This is a genomic window from Sporosarcina sp. FSL W8-0480, from assembly GCF_037963765.1.
Lineage (GTDB): Bacteria > Bacillota > Bacilli > Bacillales_A > Planococcaceae > Sporosarcina.
On sequence record NZ_CP150166.1, the window covers coordinates 1,163,531 to 1,190,438 of the forward strand.

Below are 26,908 nucleotides of genomic sequence, written 5' to 3' on the forward strand. Positions count from 1 at the left end.
ATCTGTGTGCCGATTATGGTGATGGCATTGGAGCCAATATTCTTTAGTGAGCTAATTGAAATTACTATAGTTTATTTTATATTGCTCTTCACTTTTTGAATTGCTTTACAGCTATATAGAAAGTATGCAGGAACACTATGGATGAGTATTATCTTTCATATTATTTATCTTGAAGTTGCTAGATATATTTCCATGGGTGCGATGTATGATCCGGATTTTACTCTTTTGGAGTTTGATAAGACATTTGAAGGATTGATGACGTTATACTTGTTATTTCTGTTTATAGTGGTATTTAGTGTGGTTATGTTGACAGTATTATTACTAATTGATAAAAAAATGAGTAATTGAAAATAGCTATAACAGGTTTTTATTATTTTTTGATCGAACTTTTCAAAAATGGTTCTATTAATACCACGATAAATCAAAGTTATATGTCCTCTTTTTATCTCCAGTTCCAAGTATGGGAAATATTATCCATGGTTTCAACATGCATATGCAATGACTTTTGAAAATCGACTGAGGCTCAAATACTTTATTTAAGATTTTTATTTGGTTATATTTTTATGTTCTTACTATTTTATTTAGCTGGACCTTTCAAGTTTCATTACGTTTAACAGATAAGAAATGATTTTAAAAAAACTTTATTTTTGTATTATTCATTATTATGTTCGATTAGTTTTTATGTGAATTGTAATAAAATAGAGTTTGACATTTAAAGTATTTCTTGTTTTGGTTCTTAATAATAAAAATGATTCTACCTAACTGTTAATATTCAGTTGGGTTATTTTTTAAAACTTTTTCTCTGATTTTTGGCATTTTACAAAAAAATTGTTGAAGATAATGAAAGGGGAAATCATCACACATCTTTACAGTTTCGAAGGGAGATGAGTGTATGGAGCCTTCTCGTACTGAACGGCAGAAACAGCTATCTAAGGGGATAACATTTTCAATTTTAACACTGCAAGAAGAAAATCAGCTCTATACCTTAGACATACACTACGAGGGAGAAGGAATAGAAGAACAATCAAGTAGCTGGTAAGAGAACTACTCCTACACTTCTTGCAAAAGCGATGCATAGCTTGCCAGTTTAGAAGCGTATTATCATCCTACTATACTACTTTTTTAATCTTTCTGATGTAAAAATTGGTCAATTGTTCAACATTTCACGTAGTACTGTACAGTATAGGCGAACGAGTTCTTTTAAACCGTTAAGACGCTTTTTTGAGAAGCATGCAGATGAATGGGATGATTAATACTATTATGGAAAACAATGAGCGTGGTAATACGTATTGGGGCATTGATGTAGACACACATGATCGTTTACGTTCGAAGCTTATGCAGGGCATTTTAGCTTTCAAGATTTGATTACATGGTTAAGTTTTCCCTTTCACATATATTGTTCTTTTACAAAGAAAGCACGGAAGATAACCCCGTGCAGTATAGACCAAAAATCAGATACGTTCTACTGATGATGAGCCACTTGATTCATACGCCATGACTTTCGATAGAAACGAGCGATTATCTATGAGTCTAATGCAATCGTGGTGGATTGCTGGCGATAACCCATCAGTATGGATAATGATACTCCTCTACCGTCATGGTTCGAACGTTCAAAGCGTCGCAAGCTATGAGTAGGGCTGGAAGGAATACTTGCAGGGGTGAAATTCCCGTGGAGCTGTACCAACAGCCGTCTGATTTTTAATTGATTAATTATAAGGGGGCGTGTTTTTTGAAACAGAATTTGATTCTTTATAGTATGCAAATTGCTATGTTAAAACAACTGCTAACCCGTAAATTGATTACTGAGAAAGAATATTACATGGTTAAAAATAAATTAATGAAAGAATATGGCATCATTTCTGATATTACAGGCTGAATTGTGTTTCTATTGGCGATACAATAGAAAGTAAATAGGGAACACAAAAGGAGGAACTGTTATGTCAAAAGTAGAAGTGATTCGTGCCAATAGTGACTTAGCCAGCCGGAAGCGTGGAAAAGAAATAAAACAGCTTAGGGTAGCAGCCTATTGTAGGGTAAGTACAGATTCGGAAGATCAGTTAAATAGCTATAAATCACAAGTCTCTTATTATTCTGATTTAATTCAGAAAAATGTTGAATGGGTGTTAGTTGATATCTATGCAGATGAAGCCATTACAGGCACACAAGTAACGAAACGTGAAGACTTTCAACGAATGATCAATGATTGTATGAATGGAGATATTGATATGGTGATTACGAAATCAATATCTAGATTTGCAAGGAATACATTAGATACGCTGAAATATGTTCGGATGTTAAAAGAAAGAGATATAGCCGTTTATTTTGAAGATGAAAAAATCAATACATTGACAATGGATGGAGAATTGTTGCTTGTCGTATTAAGTTCAGTCGCACAACAGGAAGTTGAGAATATATCCGCTAATGTTAAAAAAGGTTTAAAGATGAAAATGCAACGTGGAGAGTTAGTTGGTTTTCAAGGATGCCTTGGTTATGACTATCATCCAGAAGATAAAAGTATTTCAATTAATGAAAAAGAAGCGGAAATTGTTCGTTATATTTTTCAAAGATATATTGAGGGAGCCGGAGGGAGTATTATCTCAAGGGAGCTAGAGAATTTAGGCTACAAAACAAAGAGAGGTACTCCAACATGGGCTGAAACAACTGTACTCGGAATTATCAAGAATGAAAAATATAAAGGCGATATTTTAATGGGAAAAACTTTTACATTAGATCCCATTTCAAAACGTCGATTAGAAAACTTGGGTGAGGAAGATCAGTATTATTTACGAAATCACCATGAACCAATTGTCAGTGCTGAAATATTTGATAAAGCACAGGAAATCAGAATGAGAAGAAATCGGGGACGAAATACAGTAGAAAATTACGGCGGGAAGCGAGAGAAGTATAGTCGTAAATATGCGTTTAGTTGTATGATTGATTGTGCCTATTGTGGAGGTACACTAACAAGACGTAGATGGCATAGTTCAACGAAATATAGCAAAACGATTTGGCAGTGCGTTACAAGTACAAAGAAGGGAAAAAAGTTCTGTCCACACAGTAAAGGAATACCCGAAGAAGCTATTGAAAAAGCTTTTCTAGAAAGTTACCGAATTATGTGTAATAATAACAAAGACGTATTGGAAGAATTTTTGCAACGAATGGAAGAAGCATTAAGTTCCAATACGATTCATAAAGAAATAGCTAAAATAGAAAAAGAAATTCAAGGATTAGAAAACAAAAAGAATAAATTAGTGGATATGAGACTGGAGAATATTATCGATAAAGATACGTATGAAGATAAATATAATTCACTTATGCAAGAGATTAATGAGAAAGTACAAACAAGAGAAAAGTCCTTATCGAATTTAGAAGAAGAAAAGGATATTAAAAAACGCTTGTTAGCTTTCAAAAAAGTATTGGAACAAAATGAAGTGATTGATACGTTTGATCGGTATGTATTTGAAAGTGTCGTTGACAAGGTAATTGTAGGTGGAGTAGATGAAAATGGAAACAAAGATCCTGCCATGATTACATTTGTTTATAAAACAGGTTTAAGTAATTGTCTAGATGGCGAAAAATTTAAACCTGCCCGAAGAAATGCGAAAAAAGATAATACAAAAACATCTAACGAATTGTGTTCACATACAGACAACGAGGATAATAAATTGTGTTCACATAGTAGTGACGACACACGTGGAATCTGTAGCGTGGTTGGAAATATAATGCCGATTTCAAATAAAAATATATCGGGAATGAAAACTATTAGTAAAATATTGAGTCGTTGAAAAAACTTTGGCCTATCTGTGGTCAAAGTTTTTTTGGTATCTTTGGTATGATAAAATGAATTGGCTGTATAACTAACCTTGGAATTATTCCCGCTCATTCTTTAATTTAGCAGAAGAGGAGATTACAATATGAGGGACTTTTTTAAATTTACAGAACGGAAAACTTCCTTTAAACAGGAAACATTAGCAGGGCTGACAACCTTCCTATCCGTGGCATATATATTAATCGTTAATCCACTGATCCTCAGCCAAGCCGGGATGGATAGCGGTGCTGTGTTTACTGCGACAGCTCTTACTGCAATCATCGGCACACTACTTATTGGTCTTCTTGCCAACTATCCAATTGCAATTGCACCAAGCATGGGATTGAATTCATTTTTCACTTTTTCTGTCTGTATTGGTATGGGTATCAAATGGCAAGTCGCCTTAGCTGGTGTCTTTATTGCGGGTATCATTTTTATGTTATTAAGTCTAATGAAAATCCGGGAGAAAATCATTAATATCATTCCACTGGATTTAAAGTATGCAATAGCTTCAGGGATTGGATTTTTCATCACATTTATCGGTTTGAAAAATGGAGGGATTATTACTTCCAATCCAGATACATTCGTTTCGATCGGAAACTTAACCTCACCTACGACCCTACTAGCTATTTTGGGCCTCATTCTTACAATCATTATGCTAATACGTGGAGTAAATGGAGGGATTTTTTATGGAATCGTAATTACAACGGTTATAGGAATGTTTTTCGGATTAATTAAAGTTCCTTCAACCGTTGTTGGAAGTATACCGAGCCTGGAACCAACGTTTGGTGTCGTGTTTTCCCATTTGGATGAGATTTTCACCCCTGAATTATTGGCAGTAATCTTCACTTTTTTAATTGTTGCCTTTTTTGATACCGCTGGTGCACTAATTGCACTTACCAGTCAAGCGGGAATGATGAAAGATAATGTTATTCCAAACATAGGGAGAGCGTTACTTGCCGATTCTTCTGCTGGTGCAGTTGGAGCTGTATTGGGAACATCCACACCCGCTACAAGTGTTGAATCATCAGCTGGTATTGCCGTCGGAGGAAGAACAGGCTTTACGTCTGTCATTATTGCCGTTTGTTTTATGATTTCCTTATTTTTTTCTCCAATTCTTTCCGTTATTACATTGGAAGTAACGGCACCTGCATTAATTATTGTAGGGACATTCATGGTAATGGAAATAAGTAAAATAAATTGGAGCAAGTTGGAAGTATCCATTCCATCCTTTTTAACGATTATCATGATGCCGCTTACTTCTAGTGTGGCGATTGGACTTGCATTTGGTTTTGTTCTTTATCCATTGTGTTTAATGGTACAAAAACGTTTTAAAGAAATTCATCCGATTATGTATATGCTTTGTATATTATTCATTCTATACTTTGCATTTATAGTGTAGCTTTAGGAAAATAATTTAATAGACCAAACCTGCAATAACAAAAAAGGACAATACCCCACTTGAACATAATGGGGTATTGTCCTTTTTTGCTTTTTACAAACATTAATCCTGATTAGTATATAGCCACTTTAACAGGGGAACTTAACTAAGAGTAGACTAACAGGAAGTGTTGAAAAATACGTTGTGTAGTTTTAGGCATCAATCTTCTTAATTGATTAAAACGTCTTCCCGGACATTAATTATGAAGGAATTTATAGTGGATTGGAGTGGAAGGCAGCGAAGTGCAAAGATGTGCTCTCAACGCTTCGCTTTTGTTCGCAAAAGCCGTTCTTTGTGACGGCTTTTCCTGCGGGAACAGCGCGAGCTGAAAGCCCCGCAGGAACGCAGTGACGAGGAGATTGAAGCGGTGCCCGCGGAAAGCGTCTGCCTGGAACGGAAATCCACGGCTTCCAAGATGAAAAAAGCGAGAATGGAAAATGACAAGTCGTTTCCATTCCCGCGATAATCTTTTGAGGACTTTTTCAGTGCCCTCAGAAAAACATGCTAATTTTCTCCACCTGTTTTATTTGGTCATTTATTCGGTGATACAAGCGCATATCTTTCCCATCGTCTACTTTTCCAGCGGAAGTACATAATGGTAGCGCGTACCCATTCATCTGCCGCAATGGCTAACCATACACCAACAAGTCCAAGATCCAATTGGAAAACTAATAAATAACCTAATGGCAAACTCATGGCGACCATCGAAAAAGCGCCGATGATAACGGGGTATTTCGCATCCCCGGCCGCACGCAATGAATTGATAATGACAATATTCATCGTCCGTCCAGTTTCAAGGACAATGCTAAGCAATAAGACGGCGGCCCCTATTTCAATAACATCCGGATTATCTGTAAATAGTTTTAATAACGGATAGCGGAAGATCATGACGAGTGCGACCATACATAATGTGAACAACAATGCCCACTTCACACTCGTCCAGACGCTTTTGTATGCATCATCCTTTTTATCACCGCCCACCATACGTCCGACAATAATGGCAGTACCCATTCCGATTGCAATTGCAAATAAATACGTAAACATGGAGATATTCACGGCATACTGCCTTGCTGCCAACGATTCCGCCCCTAAATAAGTGACGTAATACAAAAAGACAATTTGACAGCCTTGATACATAATTTGTTCGAACGCGGACGGGATGCCAATCTGCAATATTTTCCCGATATATTCTTTAGAAAGCGTAATGTAATAGCGGAATTCCACGCGGTACTCCATCACCCGATAAAGCAACCAGAAAAACACAATCATCGCAAGTAAACGGCTAACGACCGAAGATATTGCAGCCCCTTGAACACCTAATTCAGGAAAACCGAACTTCCCGAAAATGAGCAAATAATTCCCAACTACGTGAAAAATATTCATCCCCAACGAAACAAACATCGTCTGCTTCGTAAAGCCATGCACCCGTATGATTGCTGCCAATGAATTGATAATGGCTTGCAGGAAAATAGCCCCTCCTACAATGACCAAATATTTAGTGGCGTAGTCAAGTACATCTCCTTGTAAATTCATTGCAATCATAATATGTCTCGAAAATAGAACGAATAATACACTCATAATCATTCCAACGATCAGGTTCAACGTAACCGCCAGAGCTGAAATTTTGGATGCCTCTAAGTATCTCTTCGACCCAAGATATTGTGAGACGACAATCGCGGCTCCATTCCCGACCACTTCAAGCACGAGAATGGCAATATGAATATACTGATTCGCAGCCCCCACGCCAGACACTGCATTATCTGACAACGCACTCAACATAAACGTATCCGCAATGCCCATTAACATAAAAAGAAAAACTTCTAAAAAGATCGGCCACGTTAAATGAAATAAATTCAGCTGTTTGCCCATATCTTTTTTTCCTGTAATTGCTGCCATAATAACTCCTTCCAATCCCGTTCCGTTTTCAAATAAAATTATCTTATCATAGAAATCGGGAATGAACTATCTATAATTCACATGAGTTATTGTGAAGGATGGTGCCTGGACTTAAGGAGGGCGCGACGATCATCGACTTACAGGACCCGATTACAGATGCTAAATGTGAAGGACCAATACGAGGGCAGCTCGTAGTGATTGGAATGCTGCAGTTGGTATTTTATTAACTGGTTCCTATATCATCTTGACAACCATTTTAGTAATGTTAAGATAATATCGAAGTGATATTGGAAAACTTAATACTTTTTACCATTAGGGGTGCCATTTGAATGGCTGAGATTAAAGTGTGACTTTGGGACCCTTAGAACCTGATCTGGTTAAATCAGCGTAGGGAAGTGGTACATCGGGAATTTTTCTGTTTACTTTAATTTTCGAATATAACCACTTTCTTTATGCAAAAAGAAAGTGGTTTTTTAGTGCGCGTTTTATGGAGGGGAAACGAATTGAGTGAAACATGGGGTATTTTGGATAGCGGGTTTAATGATGCAGCCATCAATATGGCGCTCGATGAAATGCTACTTCACTGGCATAGCCAAGGGAAAATCCCGCCAACTATACGCTTCTATGGTTGGTCATCTCCGAGCCTTACGGTTGGACGCTTTCAACCAGTCGACGGGGTGATTGACTTCAATGCGTTGGAGCATCATCGCTGTCAATTTGTGCGACGTATGACGGGAGGTAGTGCGGTCCTACATGACGATGAATTGACTTACAGTATTGTCGTATCAGAAGATCATCCGAAAATTCCCGAGTCCATCGTGGAAGCCTATTATGTCCTATCTCACGGGCTTCTTGAGGGATACAAACAACTTGGAATTCAAGCGGATTATGCGATTCCGCATGAAAAACAGAGTAAAAAGAATCAGACTGCGGTTTGTTTCGAAAAAACTGCCTACTATGAAATGATTGTAGATGGTAAGAAAATTTCAGGAAATGCACAAACAAGAAAAAAAGGCGTTTTACTGCAACACGGATCTATCCCGATGAGCATTGATGAGGATATGCTCTTTGATGTATTCATTTATTCATCAAAAGAAAAAAGGCAACAGAAGCAAAATGCATTTAAGGAAAAAGTTATCACGATCAACCAGATTACAAATAGAAAACATTCTTATGAAGAGTTGAAACAAGCATTCATATCAGGTTTTCAATCCGGGCTCGGCATTACGCTGAAACCTTTTAAACTTACTGAAGAACAGTGGGAAGAAGTCAGGCAACTTGCAAGCAGCAAGTATGAACAAGGAATACATTCTGTACAATCCATAGACTGAAGGGGTAGATGATCCGTGACAAAACAGCAGGAATACATACGTAAGCCTGAATGGCTGAAAACGAAGATTAATACAAACGAATCCTATCAAAGCATTAAAAAAATGATGCGGGAAAATCGACTGAATACAGTTTGCGAAGAGGCAAGATGCCCGAACATCCATGAATGCTGGAGTGAACGTAAAACGGCAACTTTCATGATTTTAGGGGATACATGCACAAGGGCTTGTCGTTTTTGCGCGGTTAAAACTGGGCTTCCGAACGAATTAGACTGGAATGAGCCGGAGCGTGTTGCTGATTCCGTAGCAATCATGGGATTAAAACATGTCGTGGTTACGGCTGTCGCAAGGGATGATCTCAATGATGGCGGTGCCGCTGTATTTGCAGAAACTGTTAGGGCGATACGCAGAAAAAATCCAGGGTGTACGATAGAAATCTTGCCTTCAGATATGAAGGGTGATTATGAAAGCCTTTTCGCATTGATGGATAGCAAACCGGATATATTCAACCATAATATCGAAACCGTCAGCCGTTTGACGAAGCGGGTTCGTGCTCGGGCAACCTATGACAGATCATTGCAGTTATTGAAACGCGTTAAGGAGATTGCACCTGACACTCCTACTAAGTCAAGCATTATGGTCGGTTTAGGGGAAACAAAAGAAGAAATCATTCAGGCAATGGATGATCTATTGGCGCATAATGTCGATATCATGACGATTGGCCAATATTTGCAACCAACTAAAAAACATTTGTCGGTCGAACGGTATTATCATCCCGATGAATTTGCTGAACTGAAAAAGATAGCTCTTGAAAAAGGATTCAGCCATTGTGAAGCGGGTCCACTCGTTCGCTCATCCTATCATGCAGATGAACAAGTGAGTGCAACTGCAGCCCAACGAAGGATTAAATATATGCAAGGGTATGAAAAGCAGGAAGATAAGCAAATCGATATAACATTTTTCGAATGATAATTTGCAGGCACGGAAAAGGTAATTTAATCCGTGCCTTTTTATTATTGATGAAATTCCCCACTCTTGTTTAGCAACCCTTTTTACAGGGGAAATTGACGATGATAAGGAGGGCTGAAATTGCTATTAGATGAATTAATGAAAAGGCTTGATGAAAAAAAAGACCGCATTATTGAGATTCGACGTTATCTGCATCAATACCCTGAACTCTCTTTTGAGGAAGAAGAGACGGCCAAGTACATAAGTGATTTTTATACGGATGTCCAAGTGGATTCAATTGAGACGAATTTCGGTGGACAGCGTGGAATCGTTGTAACGATAAAAGGTTCGAAACCTGGAAAAACAATTGCCATCCGTGCTGATTTCGATGCTTTACCTATTAAGGAAGAAACGGGTCTACCTTTTGCGTCGAAAAATGAAGGGGCCATGCATGCTTGCGGTCATGATGGCCATACCGCATATATGTTAGTATTGGCGGAAACACTAGCTGAATTTAAAGATCGGCTTACTGGAATCATTAAAGTGATTCACCAACCTGCGGAAGAAAAGCCACCGGGTGGGGCACTTGCGATGATTGAAGCAGGCGTTCTTAAAGGTGTAGATGCGATTTTAGGGATTCATGTCATGAGTACGATGAAAACAGGTACTATTCATTATCGCAGTGGGAATACCCAGACGGGAAGATCCTATTTTAAATTAGTCATTCAGGGGAAAGGTGGGCATGGTTCATCCCCACATCTTGCGAATGATGCGATTGTGGCGGCAAGTTCCTTCGTTATGAATATGCAAACGATTGTAAGTCGTAGGATTAATCCGTTTGACACAGCTTCAATAACGATTGGCAATTTTGATGGCAAAGGTACATTTAATGTCATTAAAGATTCAGTTACATTGGAGGGTGATGTACGGACGATGTCTCCAGAAACTCGGGAAATTGTAGCAAATGGGTTACGCAATTTTTCAGATGGATTGGAAACATCATTCCGGGTGAAAACCAAATTTGAGTACACAAATGATTATCCAGTTCTCTATAATGATCCGGATGTGACTGAGCAAGTGCGGCAAGCTCTTTTCCATGCCTCCATACCGGAAGTGAAGGCTATAGAGGAAACGCCACCGCAGCCGCCTTCGGAAGACTTTGCATATTATCTTGAAAAAGTACCTGGATGTTTCTTCTATGTCGGTGCTATGCCGGAATCCGGCGAAGTTTATCCACATCATCACCCTAAATTTAATATTAATGAAAAAAGCCTAATCATTTCTGCCAAAGCGATGGCAGCTGTAGTAGTGTCCTTCTGTGGTGGTGATAATTAAGTTCAAAAAAGGCTGCATGATTGCAACTCACATGCAATCATGCACCCTAAAGTTTACTGCCTATTAATTAAGGCTAAGTTCTTCGGCAGTAAAATCAACTGATCTAATCGATTCAGTTTGTACTGGAACAGTCGAACGAAGAATACGTCCGAATAGGTTATAAGTAAACGTTCCTGCGCCAGGTGTGTCAAAAGCTGTAAAAGTAGTAGTCAGCTCATCGAAATCTGTATCTTCGACGACTCTGATTGACGCATTATCCGAGGTACGAATGATATAATACGTCATTGTATTACCCCGAAGAGGTGTTGAGTTTACTGTTGATGACTGAATTTCCGACCAAATTGAAGCCATTAATCTTACAACATCATCAGCATCATCTACAGTAATCGTCACCGTAGAAATAAGCTGTTCCGTGCTGTCTGGAGATAAGACAGGAAGAGGACTAGCATTAACCCCAATCGCAATTCCACAACATCCCATTAAACCCATATGATTTCCCTCCTTTCGATTTGGACTACCCTATAAATATGTTTAAAAGGAAAGGTGGCTTGGACAAGTGTAATGAGTTAAATGGTGCTCGAGATAATTTGCTTACTAAAAAAACCCCCGATTAACGAGGGTTCGATACTCCTTCTTCAGCTTGTACACCAAGACGATCAAGTACAAATGCATAGCATTCAGCAGCTTCCTTTAAATGATTGAAGCGTCCGGACTTACCAAAATGGCCGGCACCCATATTCGTTTTCATCACAATGACATTATCATCAGTCTTTAACAATCTTAGCCTCGCAACCCACTTCGCTGGTTCAAAATAACCGACGCGTGGATCGTTAATACCGGTCGTGATATACAAATGCGGGTAATCTTTTGCTTCAACATTGTCGTACGGGCTATACGACTTCATGTAAAAATAGTCTTCCGGTTTACGTGGGTCGCCCCATTCATCCCATTCAAGTGTTGTAAGAGGAATTGTAGTATCTAACATCGTCGTCACAACATCGACGAAAGGAACTGCTGGAATGATCACCTTAAACAAATCGCCTGCCATATTAGCAACCGCACCGACTAACAAGCCTCCAGCACTGCCTCCGCGGGCCGCCATCTTTTCAGAAGTTGTATAGTTTTTATCGATAAGATGTTTCGCCGCCGCGATAAAGTCAGTGAATGTGTTACGTTTCTTTTGCATTTTGCCATCCTCATACCAACCACGTCCCATTTCTGATCCACCACGAACTTGTGCAGTGATAAACACTACACCCTTTTCAAGAATCGGAAGTCGATATGGGTCAAAGCGTGGATCACTATTTGAACCATACGAACCATACCCATAAAGAATCAACGGAGCAGGTCCATTATCAAGAGCACCTTCCAAGTAAACAGCCGTCAACGGAACTTTCACGCCATCTTCCGCTGTGGCCCAAAGTTGTTCTTGGCGGAAACGAGAGCGGTCATAGTGACCGCTAACAGGTGCAACCTGCAAGCACTTCCTCTCTCCAGTTTTAAGATTCAATCCGTAAGTCGTTTTAGGTGTAAGCAACGATTCGTATTGAATTAAAACTTCATCCGCCTCATAACTTTGATTGGATAATACTGCTACAGTGTATAGCGGCTCATCCCAATCGATTTGATCCAATTTACCATCCTGTAAATTCCAAATTTGAGTGAGTCCATTCTCTCTTCCTGCGATAAGAAGCGAATTATTGAATGGATACATGGCTTGAAGATAGCGTGCCTCGCTATGTTCGACAACAGTCGTTCGAGACCCGCAATCATCAAGAGGGCAACGGAGCAATTTGAAATTCAGTGCATTTTCATTTGTCAGGACTAACAATTCATTGCCCCAATGCTCGACATCATATAGAATGCCGGGACGTCGTGCATCAAAAAGCTGCAACGGGGATAGTGGTGAATCCATATCGATCATGCGAGTCTCATTCGATGTTTTCGAATGTGAATGAACAAATATGAACTTTTGACTTTGCGACTTGCTGATGAATAGCGTGAAAGTCGTATCGACTTCTTCGTAGACCAACTCATCCTGATCTACTTCAGTTCCTAAACGATGACGCCACAATCTATAAGGACGTTGGTGCTCATCGACCGTCGTGTAAAAAATATACTCACCGGACCTGCTCCACTCCATGCTGCCGAATAAATAGACATTAGGAATCCGGTCGGGTAGCAGTTCGCCTGTCTTCATATTCTTAATATGGATGGTGCATCGGTCTGTGCCATCACGATTCTCCAAATACGCAAGAAGGTTATGATCCGTGCTCATTCTTTGTGCCGTGACACTTAAATACCCATCTTCAACTGCTAATTCGTTCAGATCGAGTACAATTTCCTCCTGTACATTTTCAAGTAGATCGCGGCTTGCCGCCTGCTTACGTGCATAGATTGGATATTGTTTGCTTTTATCCAAACGTGAATAATAGAAAAATTGTCCATGCTGCACAGGAACATTTACTTCTGAATCAGGAACACGGTCAATCATGCTCTGATAGATTCGATTTGTTTCATCCTCAAGTGGTAGCATGATTTCTTCAAAATACTTGTTTTCTTCCTCTAAATACTGGATGACTTCAGGATTTTCTTTCTCATTCAGCCAATAATAATCATCTTCCCGTACATCGCCATGCAATTCATGAGGATGGGGAATGCGCTTTGCTATAGGTGGTTTCAAGTTGAAGCAACTCCTTTCGATATACGTAATAATTCGGTATAAGCTATCTGAAATCCTTCTTAATTCGACAATTTGGTGTACTATTTGCATTTTCTGTACTAAAATTACGATAACTGTCAAATAAGGAGCGACATAGTATGACGAACATTTTACCTGAAGACCAACGTGAAGAATTGCTTAATGTATTGGAAGCGCGTTTTGAAAAATTTATGGATCGACATAGGGGGATTGAGTGGGCGAAAGTAAAAGAAAAGCTTGAAGCGAATCCAGAGAAACTTTGGGCGCTTAGTGAAATGGAAAGGACCGAAGGGGAACCGGATGTTATAGAGTATGATGAAAAGACGGATGAATATATTTTCTATGACTGCTCAACGGAAAGTCCAAAAGGCCGTAGAAGTATTTGTTATGACCATGAAGCTCTTGAAGCAAGAAAAAAGCATAAACCGGAAAATAGTGCGATGAATATGGCAGCCGAAATGGGGATTGAAATCTTAACAGAAGAACAATACTGGAAGTTGCAGAAAGTGGGGGATTTCGATTTGAAAACATCCAGTTGGGTGAAGACCCCTGCAGATATTAGAAAGCTTGGAGGAGCCCTTTTCTGCGACAGGCGTTATGATACTGTGTTTACATACCATAACGGCGCAGATTCTTATTATGCGGCAAGGGGCTTCCGTGGATCATTAAGAATTTGATTCGATAGTAAATTTAAAATGCTTAGTATAACGTTCTTGTCCCTCTCTACTTATCTATTATATACTTTGTTGAAATGATTTTTAAGGGTAAAGGGTAAAGGAGAGGTAACGATGAGTAAAAAAATCGTTTTAGCTATCGGCGGAAATGCGATTATTAAAGAAGGTCAAAAAGGTACACTTGAGGAGCAAATTCAAAACATCGGTGAAAGTAGCGGTCCAGTTCTTGACTTGATCGAAGAAGGCAATACAGTTGTCATCACTCATGGGAATGGCCCTCAAGTCGGTAATACGCTAATTAAAAACCAAATGGCAGAATCAGTTATTCCTGCTTATCCTTTGAATGTTTTGAATGCTGAAACACAAGGAAATCTTGGATATCTGATCCAACAAGTGTTCAAAAACAAAATGGTGGAACGTAATATTAACAGACCTATCGCAACGGTTGTTACACAATCCGTCGTAGATAAAGAAGATCCAGCCTTCGCGAACCCGACGAAACCGATTGGTCCATTCTACACAAAAGAAGAATTGGACAAAATCCTTGAAACAGAAAAGATCTCATACATCGAGGATAGCGGTCGCGGATATAGACGTGTCGTTGCTTCTCCAAAACCGGTAAAAATTGTTGAGAAGGAAGTAATCGAAGCGCTTCTTGACAAAGAAATCACTGTTATTACAGCTGGTGGTGGCGGAATCCCCGTCACTGAAGAAAACGGCATTCTAAAAGGTGCAGATGCGGTAATCGATAAAGACTTCGCAAGCGCATTGCTTGCAGCAAAAGTAAAAGCAGATTACCTATTTATCTTAACAGGTGTTGAACAAGTGGCAATCCATTTCGGAACGTCACAACAACAAAACCTGTTTGAATTGACAGTAGAAGAAGCTCTTCGTTATATGGAAGAAGGCCATTTCGCGAAAGGAAGCATGGGTCCGAAAATCGAAGCAGCTATTCTATTCTTGCAAGAAGGCGGCAAAAACGTCGTCATTACTTCAATCGACAAGCTAAAAGATGCACTTGAAGGCAAAACAGGTACACGTGTAACTCTATAATCATAATTGTGACAGCCAGGTACGTAGCTATACAAGAAATATTTTAAAGGGATTCTCACATTTGTTGCAACTGAAGAACAGCGTCAAAACCTCATGAATGCATTAAACAGAAAGTGATAATCTACGCCAACGCGCGCGGTTGGTAAAGATTGCGAAAACGGGTTCTCATTGAGAACCCGTTTTTGTATGTTGTTGATAAATAGAGTATAACTCTACATCTTTAATCCAAAGTTCCGCATTTTCCCCGTTTCGCTCCGCTTTCCATAAATCTCCGTGTCCCTCTGCAAAATCACTTTTTCTAAGCCATGACAGGTTTCCAATTGAAGGCAAGAACTGTGGCTGATAATCTCCTTCACCATTTGGAGGATTTGTCACTTGGAGTTGCCGTACTCCAGTTAATGAAACAAAACACAATACAGGTTTCGGACGTTTTTTCGGATCATTCGACCATTCGGTTTCACGAACTCTCGAAACAACAAGTGAATTATCATCAATCCATGTAAATCCCAAATCCGCATAATTCTTTGGTGTCAGGTTTACAGTTGAATCAGCGGGTATCTCCGTTACTTTCATATCCTTATTTTTAAAGCCGAAGACAATCCGTCCTCCGCCTGCTATGTATCCAAGCAGGTTTTTCGTATATGCCCATTTGGGAGTGAACTCCAAAATCACTTCGTCAATCACTTCAAAGTCTTTTCCGTCAGCAGAAATGACCGCAAGCATATCGCTGTCCATCGACCATGAGGCAGTGGGAGAAATGACAAAGGAAATCCATTTTCCATCGGGGGAGAAGGTGAGTTTTTCAGCACCGATAGAAATGACGCTGACATCATCTTTTTTGACCTCTTTCGGGATGGCGAATAGTTTTTTACCGTTATTCATCACGTCGGGAATGTTTTTATACCCATCCTCTATTGAAATTGTATAAAGGATGGTATGGGTCCAACCGTCTGGTCGAAGAGTAGCTCCGGAAGAAGCAATGAAACCTTTACCGTCGGGCTGCCATATATAATCATCTACCCCTAATGCAATATTGTAGAAGTTTTTCAAATCGGAAATATTTAAAACACCCCCCGCATTGAAGGAAACAATATTCTCGGTTGGTGACCATTGAGGATTATTGCCGTTATAAAATATTTTTTGATGCTTTTTAGTTTTTACATCATATACCCATAACTCATTTGACATTTTATCGGGATCATCAGGAGAATCGGTCACAAGTTTTTGGTATAGCAACAATTTGCCATCATACGACCATTCCGGTGGGTAGGGATACACAGCTTTTTCCTTGGTTATTTTTTCTTCCTTACCTTCTGTTTTAACAAAAAGATAGCCACTGCGTGTAAAAGCAACTTTCACCTGATCTGTGGATATGTCGGCATGAAAGACCTGTGGTGTTACAAGAAATAAAACGAACAGTATTTGAAATAGCTTCATATTTATCAACACCTTTCCTACTATAGGATTTCCGTTAACCAACGAAGTAAGCATGTGAAAAACTGGCAAGAATCTCTATATATTTTATGATTATCTTTTATTTTTAAACAAAATAAAAAACGGTAACAAAAATGAAATGTGTCCGTTATATTACTGAATAATGAACGTTTGGTGACAGTGTTTTTCGTTATCTGGTGAAGTTTATGTGAAGTGTGGTTCATCTAATTGTTTTTCGTTTTTCATTCTATTAATATAAAAACCATGATGTTATGTCACTCATTAATTCGGTTGTTTAACAGCTTATATATTAATAGGAAGGGGATTCTTCATGATAAAGAAATGGTCTTTTTTAAGTTTGGTTTTTGCCCTGCTATCAGTATTGGCGGGATGTGAACCACTAATGGTTTTAGACCCAAAAGGTCCGCAAGCTGAAACGACTGCCAATGTCATTTGGATCTCAATTGCGACGATGGCTATCGTAGTATTTGCCGTTTTCGGACTGATGGCTTATGTCGTATTTAAGTACCGCGCTTCAAAGCAAAGTGAGGATTATGAGCCACCACATATTGAAGGAAATCCGATTGTTGAAACAATCATTGTTGCTATTCCAGTAATAATTATTATTTTCCTTTCAATTGTTACGGTCAAATCCACTTATGAAGTTGAGGCGACTCCAAAAGGATATGAGGATCAAAAACCGCTGGTTGTCTATGCTTCATCCTCTGACTGGAAGTGGCATTTCAGTTATCCCGAAGAAGATATTGAAACAGTGAACTACTTATATATCCCAACAGATCGTGCGTTGGAGTTCAGACTTTACTCTTACGGTCCGATTACAAGTTTCTGGATTCCGCAATTAGGCGGACAAAAGTACGCGATGTCAGACATGATCACTACTCTGCACCTCGCTGCGGAAGTACCAGGTGAGTATATGGGAAGAAACGCAAACTTTAGTGGGAAGGGCTTTGCGGAAAACATTTTCCACGTAGAGGCAATGCCTCCTGAGGAATTTGATAAATGGGTTGAGGATGTAAAAGCGAATGCTGAACCCCTTACTGAAGAAAAGTTCGAAGAATTATTAGAACCAGGTCACCTTGGCCAATTAACATTCAGCGGAACTCATTTAGGGTTCTTACCACCACCTGAAGGACATCATCACGGATCGAACGAACACGATTCTGAACATGATTCTGAACATGCACATAAAGATGAAGACACAAACCATTCAGGTCATTAATAGCTTTCATCTATTTATAGATTTTCGAAAGGAGTACAACAAGAATGGATTACTTTGATCGATTTGCCATACCTCATCCAAGCCCCGCAATCTACGCATCAATGGTTGCGATCGGTCTAACGATGATTGCAATAGTCATAGGCTTAACCTATTTCAAAAAATGGGGATATCTATGGGATGAATGGTTAACAACGGTTGACCATAAACGGATCGGTATCATGTACCTCATCTCCGCATTACTCATGCTCTTCCGCGGAGGCGTCGACGCACTCATGATGCGTGCGCAAACTGCCGTCCCTGATAACACTCTATTAGACGCACAACATTACAATGAGGTATTTACAACACACGGAGTTGTCATGATCATCTTCATGGCAATGCCATTCATATACGCATTAATGAACTTTGTCGTACCTCTGCAAATCGGAGCACGTGATGTAGCATTCCCACGTTTAAACGCACTTAGTTTCTGGCTGTTCTTCATGGGAGCAATGCTATTCAACATCTCCTTCGTCATCGGAGGTTCTCCTGATGCTGGTTGGACTTCATACTTCCCACTCGCAGGGAATGACTTCAGTCAATCAGTTGGTACAAACTACTACATGCTATCTATCCAGATTGCAGGTATTGGTACATTAATATCTGGTATTAACTTTATCGTTACCATCTTCAAAATGAGAGCACCTAATATGAAATTGATGAAAATGCCAATGTTCACATGGACTGCTTTAATCACAAATGCAATCGTCGTTTTTGCATTCCCTGTCTTGACAATCGCTCTTTTACTTGGAACGATGGACCGGCTATTCGGCACACATATCTTCTCGATGACGAATGGCGGAATGGACATGCTCTGGGCGAACCTATTCTGGGTTTGGGGGCATCCGGAAGTATATATACTTATATTGCCGGCATTCGGTATATATAGTGAAGTTATTTCCACTTTCTCACGCAGAAATCTTTACGGTTATACATCAATGGTCGCTTCAATCGTGATCATTTCGTTTTTCTCATTCCTTGTATGGATGCACCATTTCTTCACGATGGGACAAGGACCGCTTTCTAACAGTATTTTCTCCATCACGACAATGGCGATTGCGATTCCAACCGGTATCAAAATCTTCAACTGGTTGTTGACGATGCGAAAAGGGAAAATCAGATTTACTGTTCCTATGCTCTACTCAGTAGGATTCATCCCGATCTTCACAATCGGTGGGGTGACAGGGGTTATGCTTGGGATGGCGAGTGCCGATTATCAATACCATAATACGATGTTCTTGGTCGCGCATTTCCACTACACAATCATTCCAGGCGTTGTTTTCGCGATGCTTGCGGGTCTAACGTATTGGTGGCCGAAAATGTTCGGCTTCATGTTGAACGAACGTATCGGAAAATGGGCATTCTGGTTTGTTGCAATTGGCTTTAACGTTACATTCTTCCCGATGTTCTTCACTGGACTCGATGGACAAGCACGTCGTATGTACACATATTCTGAAGCAACTGGATTTGGTCCATTGAACATGCTTTCTTTTGTTGGCGCAATCGGACTTGCGATTGGATTTGCATTGATCGTTTACAACGTTTACTATAGCGTGCGCCATTCTTCAAGGGACATCGGTTCGGATCCATGGGATGCTCGTACACTTGAGTGGGCGACGCAAACTCCAGTCCAATCTTATAACTTTGCAAGGACTCCACAAGTCGATTCAATCGAAGCGCTTTGGGACCTTAAAAGAAAAGGGAAGCCGATCTTTAAAGGTGACATCGAAAAGATTCATATGCCAAATAATAGCGGTATGCCGTTTATCATGAGCTGTATTTTCTTCGTCTGGGGCTTCTCGCTCGTATTTAGCATGTGGATCCCGGCAATTATTACAACGATAGCAATATTCGCTTGTATGGCTTATCGTTCATTTGAAAAAGACGATGGACATTATATTTCTGTTGAAGATATTAAAGCTACGGAAAAAGATTGGGAGGTGTTGGCTGATGAAAATAGATAACTCGCTTCCTCTTGAATATGCAACTGAACAAAATAAGATGAATATATTCGGTTTCTGGGTTTTCATTGGCGCCGAAGTAATGCTTTTTGCAACCCTCTTCGCGACGTACTTCACATTGGAAAACCGTATTGGAAATGGGCCGGCAGGAGCAGAGATATTTGAGCTCACTCCTGTTCTTATTGAAACGTTAGTGCTGTTAACAAGTAGTTTCATGATTGGTCTTGGTATCCATGCAATGAGAATCGGACGAAAGAATGCCATGTTGACTTTCTTTGGAATTACATTGCTACTTGGTCTTACGTTCCTTGGTGTTGAGATTTATGAGTTCATGCATTATGCGCATGTTGGTGCGGGTCTTCAGGTTAGTGCCTTCACTGGTATTTTATTAACGACTTTGGGGACGCACGGGGCTCACGTAACAGTTGGTCTTTTCTGGGGATTATTCATCATGATGCAGGTGAAGAAGAAGGGCATTACGCCTCAAACGGCGAATAAGTCGTTTATCTTCTCGCTTTACTGGCACTTCTTAGATGTTGTTTGGATTTTCATTTTCAGCTTCATCTATTTGAAAGGATTGATGTAAGATGAGTGAGTTATTCCCACGTAAACAAGTGATGGGCTTCGTCTTTTCGTTGGTTCTGACGGCGGCAGCGTTGACTGTCTATTTCATGGATGTGTCTTTTGTTGTTGGGATTACGATTCTTTTGGTTACTGCTTTTGTGCAAGCGGCTGTGCAGTTGGTCGGTTTTATGCATGTAGGGGAGTCAGAGGATAAGACGATGATTTATATGAACATCTATTATGGGATTGCTATAGCGTTGTTCACGATTTTTGGAACGTTATTGATATTGGTATGGGATATGTAATAATTGGATTTGCGCTACAGGCGGACGGTTTCCAATCGAACCACGAAGAGTTCGATTTGCCGTATTTCTGCGCGCCTTTTGCAGAAATTAAGGCAGGGGTTGCTGGAGTCGCCGCCTTTCGCTTCAATCCTTAGAGATTATTTTCCAATATATAAAATGAAAGAAAATAGAAAAAAAGGGAGTGCCCACATGGGTTCTCCCTTTTTTGAATTTTATTGGATGAGTTGTCTTTTCACTTTTTCTTGCATTTCTTCTGTTGCTACGAAGAAGATGCCCATTAGGAAAATGAAAATGGCTCCCATTACTGTACCAATTCCTACGCCTGTAATGGCGCTGTAATCGCTTACGAAAAAACCGTATAAGAATATGGCGATTCCGATGGTAAGGATGGTGAACCCGACTATTTTTACTGCATTCAACATTTTTAACTTGGAATCCATTACCAACACCCCTTTTCTATATTATTTACCTTGTTCACAAAGTTGTCAAACACTATTTTGGATTTTGTCACATTCAGGCCTTGGATGCCCTTTTAGGGTTTGGTATATGACATTAAATCTAAAATGTATGTATATACAAAAAGTAGGAGGTCAATCGTAAATGATTGGCCTCCTACTTGATTATTAAGTATTTTGTTTTCAGCACTTCTTGCAATTATTACATTTGGATTTATCAGCACCACATTTTTTGCACTTCGCCATTCAATCACTCCTTTGCATGATATATTCAACTTTATTCTACAGTGGGTAGGGTTATGCACCACGATAACTTGGCCTATTAAATATTCTTCTTAGCGCTGTTGGTTAAGCCAGTAACTGTCATTTGGGACAAGTATAGTTCCTGAAGTCAAGGGAATCTTAAAGCCAACATATTAAAGGTGGAGGACTTGCTATGACAAAAAAAGGTTGGCTACTTCTTGTTTTCATTTTCATAGTGGGGTTTGGAAGTTTTTCGGCATCAGGTAATGCTGCGTTTCTTAACTCCAAGATTCAGGAGGATGCATTATATAAAGAGATTCAGTCAAAAAGTGAACAGCATGAAGTAAAACCGATTGATGCAAAAATTGATAGGGTTTGGAAGGCAATCCCAGGATATAACGGACTCCAAGTTGATGTTGAAAAGAGTTATAAAAAGATGAAGAAGGTAGGCAAATATGATGAATCAATGCTCGTTTTTGTGGAAATACCGCCTGCCGTTCATTTAGACGATTTGGAGCCTCAACCGATTTTCAGAGGGAATCCAGAAAAGCCAATGGTTTCACTACTCATTAATGTAGCTTGGGGCGATGAATTTATCCCACCTATCCTCAAAATATTAGATGATCAAGAAGTGAAAGCGACATTTTTCTTTGATGGCAGTTGGACGAAAAAGAATCCGGATCTCGCTAAGATGATTTATAACAAAGGCCATGAAATTGGCAACCATGCGTACAGCCATCCTGATCTTCAGAAACGTTCAAGGTCCGAGACAATGGAAGAAATCACAAAAACAAATGATATCATTTTTGAAACGCTGAACGTTCAAACGAAATGGTTTGGACCTCCAAGCGGAAGTTTCAATCAACAAACAATAGATGTAGCGCATGAGTTAAAGATGAAAACGATATTATGGACGGTTGATACAGTTGATTGGAGAAAACCTGATCCTACTGAAATGGTTAATCGAGTTGTCTCCAAAGTGGAAAACGGCTCGATGATACTAATGCATCCGACTGATCCTGTAGCTAAAGGCTTGGACAGGATGATTAGGGAAATAAAATCAAAAGGACTACACATAGGCACGGTAAGTGATCTCATGAGTGAAAAAAGGATAGATTGATGTCACACAACAAGCCCACATTTGATGTAGGGCTTTTCTTTTTGTAATCCTACCCCGAATAGGCAATGCACCCAATCCTTAAGTCATACATAAAATAGAAGAGCATGATTTTTAGGGTAGAAAGGGTGTAGAATTGGCGCAAGAATCTATAAATCAGTCCGATGGCGTGAAACGACAAAAGAAGAAACCGAATTTCCTTTTCATCATTGTTGATGAAGAGCGTTACCCACTTGTCTATGAGAACGAAGAACTCAGCCAATGGAGGAAGACGCATTTGAAAACACATGAACTTCTTCGTGATAATGGAATGTGGTTTTCCAATCATTATATTGGAAGTACAGCTTGTGCCCCAAGTAGGGCGACATTGTTTACTGGCCAGTACCCGTCCCTTCACGGCGTGACTCAAACACCGGGTGCTGCGAAAGGTTCGTTTGATGCTGATCTGTTTTGGCTCGACCCGAATACCGTGCCGACCCTTGGTGATTACTTCCGTACCGCGGGTTACCGTACTTTTTGGAAAGGGAAATGGCATATATCCGAAGAAGACATATTGATACCAGGTACACATGATTCATTGTCAAGTTATGATCCGAATACGGGTGCACCGAACCGTGAGAATACCCGGATGTATGAACGAGCCAATCGCCTTGAACCATTTGGATTTTCAGGATGGATAGGTCCCGAACCACATGGCAGCGATCCAAGGAATTCCGGATCATCCGCAGGGAGTGGGGTAAGTGGGCGTGACGTAATCTATGCTGAAGAAGTCGTGTCACTATTGAATGATCTCGAGAAGGGGCATACAGAAGAAAGCAAGCCTTGGCTAATCGTCTCATCCTTCGTCAATCCCCACGACATTGTTTTACTTGGATTATTCACTCGTATGCTTCCAACGTTCAACTTTAAAGTAGATCCTTCCGTGCCGGTAATTCCTCCCGCTCCAACTGCCGGTGAAAGTCTTCATACAAAACCGACTGCCCAGAAGAGTTATCGAGATACGTACCAATTGGCTTTGCAACCGACATTCGATACGGATTTTCTCAGACGATTCTATTTTTCACTTCAAAAAGAAGTGGATGATGAAATGTTTAAAGTGTTTGAGGCACTTCGAAAATCAATCTTTTATGAGGATACGATTGTTGTTTTCACATCCGATCACGGTGATTTATTAGGCTCGCATGGTGGCTTGTTTCAAAAATGGCATAATGCATACGAGGAATCTTTACATGTCCCATTAATCGTCCACAGCCCCAAACTCTTCTCAGGAAGAGAGGAAACTAACATATTAACAAGTCATGTTGATATTATTCCTACCTTATTAGCGCTTGCTGATATTCCAAGTGATTATGTTCAGGATAAACTAAGGCGGGATCATACTGAGGTGCATCCGCTTGTTGGGCGCGATTTAACACCAATTTTAAAAGGAAAGAGAACGTTTTCGCGATCCAAAGAACCACTTTATTTCATGACGGATGATGAGTTTTCAAGAGGGTTAAATCAAGTTACGCTAACTGGTAAACCATATGAGTCTGTTACGCAACCAAATCATTTAGAGACCGTTATTACGACATTGAAAACAGGAGAGAATAATAGCGAGGAAAAATGGAAACTATCTCGTTACTACGACAATCCACAGTTTTGGAGCGAGCCGAACGTAGAGGATAAAATTACGGTAACGAAAGGGACTTTCCCAATTTCCGATACAAGCGAGGCAGTCCTTTCCGTCGTTACGACTAAAACGGAACCCGTGTTAGTACAATATGAAATGTACAATGTTACCGCAGATCCATATGAGGAAAAAAACCTTGCACACCCCAAATATGCAACACCGGAAACAAAGTTCATCCAACATACATTACTAAAAATTCTTGAGGAACAGGCCAAACAGAAAAGACTTTATCCGACAAGCGGGAATGCTAAAGGCGAGTGTTAGAATAAAAAAGGCCTTGCAAGCGTATTTGCATGCAAGGCTTCTTTATTTTTTACCATACCCCGTCTTTTTATCCATAAGCTTCAGAACGGTTTCTGTATTATCGATTACATATTGGATTTCACTTAACTCGCGTTCCATAAGCCTTGCCCGATGAATTTCAATCAATAGCTTCTTGTCTGTTATATCAGTTGTGTTGGACAAGTTCTGGAAGTTGAATATTTCCATTGGTGCAATCTCCAAAGCTTCCATTACTTTAGCCAGTGTTCCTAACGTGGCATTGCCTTTTCCATTCTCAATTTCTGAAATTCGAGCTCTCGCAATTCCCGCATTTTCCGCCAATTCTTCCTGGTTTATGCCTTTTAGTTCCCTGATCATCCGTAGATGTTCTCCGACAAGCCGTATGAAGTTTGTAGTAGCTGCCACGACGTATCACCTCTATCTAAGAGGTTAGAGTAAAATATGTAAAAAGATTATCCTTATAGATGTTACAAAAGTTGGTTTATGTACGATATAACGTACATGAATATCGGATGCTTGCATGCAAAAACTGTTAAATGAAACAGTGTCAAAACCTCATAAAAATGTTAAACTTATAGAGTTGAAATTATTAAAGGAAGTGTGTATCAAATGATCGGAAGAAATGACCCATGCCCTTGTGGTAGCGGCAAGAAATATAAGAAATGTTGCCAATCAAAAGAAGCCGTCTCTGTTGAAACGGTTCAAAAGGAAGAACTGGAGCGAGTACTTCAATCATTTTATGACGAATATCCGGAACGGAAAGATATACCTGATTACATGAAGATAGCTAATGAATGGAAAAGTTCATTAATGAAGTATTTACCAGAGGAAATGATCGAAGCGATTGTGTTGGATGAATTCTTTTTCCATCATCGTTCCGACATCTGGATTGGATATTTGGATAAACAGAAAAGAAGATTAGTTCGTCCGTCAGTATTACGTGTAGTCGACTCTTGGCAGCAACCTCGTGCATTTATCGGGGAAGTGAAAGAAGTGGATGATGCTTACATAACCGTTCAAATGATCTTTACGGATGAAGTAATCCGGTTACGGCGTGAAGGTGAGAAGCCTATACCAGAAGGGGTTCACTTATATTGCTTCATCCTGCCTGACGGAACTGGAAATGAAGATCACTATTTAGCAGTATCAAGTCTAATCTTCTTCCCGACAGACCATGCGGATGTCATTAAGGAGTTCGCGAAACGATATTCATCAGAGCAACCGGTTTATACATTTATAAAGGAAAATTCATTGGAGTTCTGGCGGAGCCTTGGCGCTGCCGGCTATGCGGGTGGAGAGTTTACAAATTTTGAATCGGGTGTTTTATTATCAGCTATGGAGTTCTTACAAAAACACGATCGGGATCCGAATAAACTGCTTGATGTGATTGAAGACTTTTTAGTGGAGCAACAACCGAATGCAAGGAAGGAAGTGGCGATTGCGGCAGGTGCTATCCGTTTTGGACAGGAAAATGCGTTTTTCGAGCCGCTGTCGATGACGTTAAAAGAGATTGCTGAATGGTTTGAAGTATCTCCCTCATCGATGACCAAGTATTATAAGGAATTGGATGCTTATTATAGCAGTCTAATAAAGGCTTAACATCTTTATGCTTTTGATTCGAATGTTCGAATCAGAAGCTTTTTTTAGTTGGGAAAGATTGTTAAGATTATAACTGTGTGAAGATTATAAAAGAAATGGGGATGGGAAAATGGCAATGCCGACTCATATTGTAGCTTGTGGAGGACTTGTGGAAGATGGGGAAGGGAATTTATTGATCGTTAAAACACATCATGGAGGCTGGGTGTTTCCTGGGGGGCAGGTCGAAGTAGGAGAAAACTTGATGGACGGCGTTATCCGGGAAGTGAAAGAAGAAAGCGGAATCGATGTGGAAGTCAGTCATTTGATAGGGGTATATACGAATTCTGCGATTTACAAATGGTATGACGGAGTGACGGATGTTCCGACGAAAGTCATGTTCGATTTTGCATGCAAACCGATTGGCGGAGAGTTGAGTACATCGGATGAGACATCGGATTGCAAATGGGTTCATAGGGATGAAGTGTTGGACTATATCAAGAATCCTGCCTATACGGCAAGAGTAAAAGCCTATTTTGAATTCGATGGGAACGTTAACTATTTGGAGTATGTAACAAAACCTGAATTTGAAGTGAAATTGAGTAGGAAGATGTAACTTCTACTTTTCAAAAATACTTTATGCGTCTTTGCGGCGGTTTATGAGCAATTAATTACGTTTATGCGCGAGTTTTAGGATTTATGCGCAAGTATCCGAAATTATGAGGGAAAGATTGTATTTATGCGGGAATGCATGATTATATGCGTATCTACCGACTAATTGTTATATACGGACGAAAGAACGAGTTTGCAAGATTTTATTTACAATGAAAAATTCTT

At 39.8% G+C, this 26,908-nt stretch carries 22 protein-coding genes, 1 pseudogene and 1 riboswitch; of the genes and pseudogenes, 17 read left to right on the forward strand and 6 right to left on the reverse strand.

The annotated features are described in order from the left end of the window. Positions 1 to 1,269: 1,269 nt before the first annotated feature. The 4 genes and pseudogenes from NSQ43_RS06005 to NSQ43_RS06020 form a co-directional block, all read left to right on the forward strand. A pseudogene (locus NSQ43_RS06005) lies at positions 1,270 to 1,365 on the forward strand (helix-turn-helix domain-containing protein); the annotation flags it as partial. Between the two features lie 364 nt (positions 1,366 to 1,729). Then, positions 1,730 to 1,876: a conjugal transfer protein gene (locus NSQ43_RS06010; RefSeq protein WP_306068122.1), complete on the forward strand. Its 147-nt coding sequence runs from the start codon at positions 1,730 to 1,732 to the stop codon at positions 1,874 to 1,876. 61 nt (positions 1,877 to 1,937) lie between these two features. Further along, positions 1,938 to 3,785, forward strand: a complete 1,848-nt coding sequence (locus tag NSQ43_RS06015; protein ID WP_339253914.1) for a recombinase family protein — start codon at positions 1,938 to 1,940, stop codon at positions 3,783 to 3,785. 129 nt (positions 3,786 to 3,914) lie between these two features. Further along, positions 3,915 to 5,210 carry an NCS2 family permease gene (locus NSQ43_RS06020; RefSeq protein ID WP_339253916.1) on the forward strand — a complete coding sequence of 432 codons (1,296 nt, stop codon included), beginning with the start codon at positions 3,915 to 3,917 and terminating at the stop codon, positions 5,208 to 5,210. 570 nt (positions 5,211 to 5,780) lie between these two features. On the opposite strand, the gene NSQ43_RS06025 is transcribed toward NSQ43_RS06020, so the two are convergent. Further along, entirely contained in the window at positions 5,781 to 7,145 is a 1,365-nt protein-coding gene (locus NSQ43_RS06025) for an MATE family efflux transporter (RefSeq protein ID WP_339253917.1), read from the reverse strand. A gap of 304 nt (positions 7,146 to 7,449) precedes the next feature. After that, a riboswitch (TPP riboswitch) is annotated at positions 7,450 to 7,556 on the forward strand. A 146-nt stretch (positions 7,557 to 7,702) separates the two neighbouring features. Between NSQ43_RS06025 and NSQ43_RS06030 the strand changes: the two genes are divergently transcribed. From NSQ43_RS06030 to NSQ43_RS06040, 3 genes are all read left to right on the forward strand, one after another. Then, complete coding sequence (locus tag NSQ43_RS06030) at positions 7,703 to 8,476, forward strand: lipoate--protein ligase family protein (RefSeq protein WP_339254817.1); 774 nt, start codon at positions 7,703 to 7,705, stop codon at positions 8,474 to 8,476. 15 nt (positions 8,477 to 8,491) lie between these two features. Next, positions 8,492 to 9,442, forward strand: a complete 951-nt coding sequence (lipA, locus tag NSQ43_RS06035) for a lipoyl synthase (protein WP_339253919.1) — start codon at positions 8,492 to 8,494, stop codon at positions 9,440 to 9,442. A gap of 120 nt (positions 9,443 to 9,562) precedes the next feature. Then, positions 9,563 to 10,756: a M20 family metallopeptidase gene (locus NSQ43_RS06040; protein WP_339253921.1), complete on the forward strand. Its 1,194-nt coding sequence runs from the start codon at positions 9,563 to 9,565 to the stop codon at positions 10,754 to 10,756. A 63-nt stretch (positions 10,757 to 10,819) separates the two neighbouring features. Here NSQ43_RS06040 and NSQ43_RS06045 read toward each other — a convergent pair whose 3' ends face one another. Both NSQ43_RS06045 and NSQ43_RS06050 read right to left on the reverse strand, forming a co-directional pair. Beyond that, a complete protein-coding gene (locus NSQ43_RS06045) occupies positions 10,820 to 11,236 on the reverse strand; it encodes a hypothetical protein (protein ID WP_339253923.1) in 417 nt (138 codons plus the stop codon). Between the two features lie 130 nt (positions 11,237 to 11,366). Continuing rightward, a complete protein-coding gene (locus NSQ43_RS06050; protein ID WP_339253925.1) occupies positions 11,367 to 13,439 on the reverse strand; it encodes a S9 family peptidase in 2,073 nt (690 codons plus the stop codon). A gap of 137 nt (positions 13,440 to 13,576) precedes the next feature. Between NSQ43_RS06050 and NSQ43_RS06055 the strand changes: the two genes are divergently transcribed. Further along, a complete protein-coding gene (locus tag NSQ43_RS06055) occupies positions 13,577 to 14,134 on the forward strand; it encodes a DUF4256 domain-containing protein (RefSeq protein ID WP_339253927.1) in 558 nt (185 codons plus the stop codon). A gap of 111 nt (positions 14,135 to 14,245) precedes the next feature. After that, positions 14,246 to 15,184, forward strand: a complete 939-nt coding sequence (gene arcC, locus NSQ43_RS06060) for a carbamate kinase (protein WP_339253929.1) — start codon at positions 14,246 to 14,248, stop codon at positions 15,182 to 15,184. A 165-nt stretch (positions 15,185 to 15,349) separates the two neighbouring features. On the opposite strand, the gene NSQ43_RS06065 is transcribed toward arcC, so the two are convergent. Continuing rightward, positions 15,350 to 16,621, reverse strand: coding sequence for a TolB domain-containing protein (locus NSQ43_RS06065; RefSeq protein WP_339253931.1), 1,272 nt, complete (start codon positions 16,619 to 16,621; stop codon positions 15,350 to 15,352). A gap of 328 nt (positions 16,622 to 16,949) precedes the next feature. Between NSQ43_RS06065 and qoxA the strand changes: the two genes are divergently transcribed. The 4 genes from qoxA to qoxD are packed head-to-tail and all read left to right on the forward strand — an operon-like array spanning position 16,950 to position 20,727. Continuing rightward, on the forward strand, positions 16,950 to 17,858 hold the full coding sequence (gene qoxA, locus NSQ43_RS06070; protein WP_339253932.1) for a cytochrome aa3 quinol oxidase subunit II: 909 nt from the start codon (positions 16,950 to 16,952) through the stop codon (positions 17,856 to 17,858). A gap of 44 nt (positions 17,859 to 17,902) precedes the next feature. Next, positions 17,903 to 19,861: a cytochrome aa3 quinol oxidase subunit I gene (qoxB, locus tag NSQ43_RS06075; RefSeq protein WP_339253934.1), complete on the forward strand. Its 1,959-nt coding sequence runs from the start codon at positions 17,903 to 17,905 to the stop codon at positions 19,859 to 19,861. Then, positions 19,848 to 20,444, forward strand: a complete 597-nt coding sequence (locus NSQ43_RS06080; RefSeq protein WP_339253936.1) for a cytochrome c oxidase subunit 3 — start codon at positions 19,848 to 19,850, stop codon at positions 20,442 to 20,444. The genes qoxB and NSQ43_RS06080 overlap by 14 nt, the downstream gene beginning before the upstream one ends. A 1-nt stretch (position 20,445) precedes the next feature. After that, positions 20,446 to 20,727 (forward strand): cytochrome aa3 quinol oxidase subunit IV, encoded by a 282-nt coding sequence (qoxD, locus tag NSQ43_RS06085; RefSeq protein ID WP_339253938.1) that lies wholly within the window; start codon positions 20,446 to 20,448, stop codon positions 20,725 to 20,727. Positions 20,728 to 20,939: 212 nt separating this feature from the next. Here qoxD and NSQ43_RS06090 read toward each other — a convergent pair whose 3' ends face one another. Next, complete coding sequence (locus NSQ43_RS06090; protein WP_339253940.1) at positions 20,940 to 21,167, reverse strand: hypothetical protein; 228 nt, start codon at positions 21,165 to 21,167, stop codon at positions 20,940 to 20,942. Positions 21,168 to 21,618: 451 nt separating this feature from the next. On the opposite strand from NSQ43_RS06090, the gene NSQ43_RS06095 reads away from it, so the two are divergent. Then, on the forward strand, positions 21,619 to 22,545 hold the full coding sequence (locus NSQ43_RS06095; RefSeq protein ID WP_339253942.1) for a polysaccharide deacetylase family protein: 927 nt from the start codon (positions 21,619 to 21,621) through the stop codon (positions 22,543 to 22,545). A 133-nt stretch (positions 22,546 to 22,678) separates the two neighbouring features. Then, a complete protein-coding gene (locus tag NSQ43_RS06100; RefSeq protein ID WP_339253944.1) occupies positions 22,679 to 24,478 on the forward strand; it encodes a sulfatase-like hydrolase/transferase in 1,800 nt (599 codons plus the stop codon). 42 nt (positions 24,479 to 24,520) lie between these two features. On the opposite strand, the gene NSQ43_RS06105 is transcribed toward NSQ43_RS06100, so the two are convergent. Then, entirely contained in the window at positions 24,521 to 24,901 is a 381-nt protein-coding gene (locus NSQ43_RS06105; RefSeq protein ID WP_339253946.1) for a helix-turn-helix transcriptional regulator, read from the reverse strand. Positions 24,902 to 25,105: 204 nt separating this feature from the next. Here NSQ43_RS06105 and NSQ43_RS06110 point away from each other — a divergent pair, with 204 nt between their 5' ends. Both NSQ43_RS06110 and NSQ43_RS06115 read left to right on the forward strand, forming a co-directional pair. After that, positions 25,106 to 26,095, forward strand: coding sequence for an SEC-C metal-binding domain-containing protein (locus tag NSQ43_RS06110; protein WP_339253948.1), 990 nt, complete (start codon positions 25,106 to 25,108; stop codon positions 26,093 to 26,095). 109 nt (positions 26,096 to 26,204) lie between these two features. Beyond that, positions 26,205 to 26,687, forward strand: coding sequence for an NUDIX hydrolase (locus tag NSQ43_RS06115; protein ID WP_339253949.1), 483 nt, complete (start codon positions 26,205 to 26,207; stop codon positions 26,685 to 26,687). The last annotated feature ends 221 nt before the right edge of the window (positions 26,688 to 26,908 follow it).

Coding starts and splice junctions, on each gene's coding strand:
- NSQ43_RS06055 (WP_339253927.1), top strand. CDS start 13,577: ATGACGAACATTTTACCTGAAGACCAACGTGAAGAATTGCTTAATGTA.
- NSQ43_RS06025 (WP_339253917.1), bottom strand. CDS start 7,145: ATGGCAGCAATTACAGGAAAAAAAGATATGGGCAAACAGCTGAATTTA.
- qoxD (WP_339253938.1), top strand. CDS start 20,446: ATGAGTGAGTTATTCCCACGTAAACAAGTGATGGGCTTCGTCTTTTCG.
- NSQ43_RS06015 (WP_339253914.1), top strand. CDS start 1,938: ATGTCAAAAGTAGAAGTGATTCGTGCCAATAGTGACTTAGCCAGCCGG.
- NSQ43_RS06030 (WP_339254817.1), top strand. CDS start 7,703: ATGGCGCTCGATGAAATGCTACTTCACTGGCATAGCCAAGGGAAAATC.
- qoxA (WP_339253932.1), top strand. CDS start 16,950: ATGATAAAGAAATGGTCTTTTTTAAGTTTGGTTTTTGCCCTGCTATCA.
- NSQ43_RS06090 (WP_339253940.1), bottom strand. CDS start 21,167: ATGGATTCCAAGTTAAAAATGTTGAATGCAGTAAAAATAGTCGGGTTC.
- NSQ43_RS06065 (WP_339253931.1), bottom strand. CDS start 16,621: ATGAAGCTATTTCAAATACTGTTCGTTTTATTTCTTGTAACACCACAG.
- qoxB (WP_339253934.1), top strand. CDS start 17,903: ATGGATTACTTTGATCGATTTGCCATACCTCATCCAAGCCCCGCAATC.
- NSQ43_RS06020 (WP_339253916.1), top strand. CDS start 3,915: ATGAGGGACTTTTTTAAATTTACAGAACGGAAAACTTCCTTTAAACAG.
- NSQ43_RS06110 (WP_339253948.1), top strand. CDS start 25,106: ATGATCGGAAGAAATGACCCATGCCCTTGTGGTAGCGGCAAGAAATAT.
- NSQ43_RS06115 (WP_339253949.1), top strand. CDS start 26,205: ATGGCAATGCCGACTCATATTGTAGCTTGTGGAGGACTTGTGGAAGAT.
- arcC (WP_339253929.1), top strand. CDS start 14,246: ATGAGTAAAAAAATCGTTTTAGCTATCGGCGGAAATGCGATTATTAAA.
- NSQ43_RS06080 (WP_339253936.1), top strand. CDS start 19,848: ATGAAAATAGATAACTCGCTTCCTCTTGAATATGCAACTGAACAAAAT.
- NSQ43_RS06095 (WP_339253942.1), top strand. CDS start 21,619: ATGACAAAAAAAGGTTGGCTACTTCTTGTTTTCATTTTCATAGTGGGG.
- NSQ43_RS06045 (WP_339253923.1), bottom strand. CDS start 11,236: ATGGGATGTTGTGGAATTGCGATTGGGGTTAATGCTAGTCCTCTTCCT.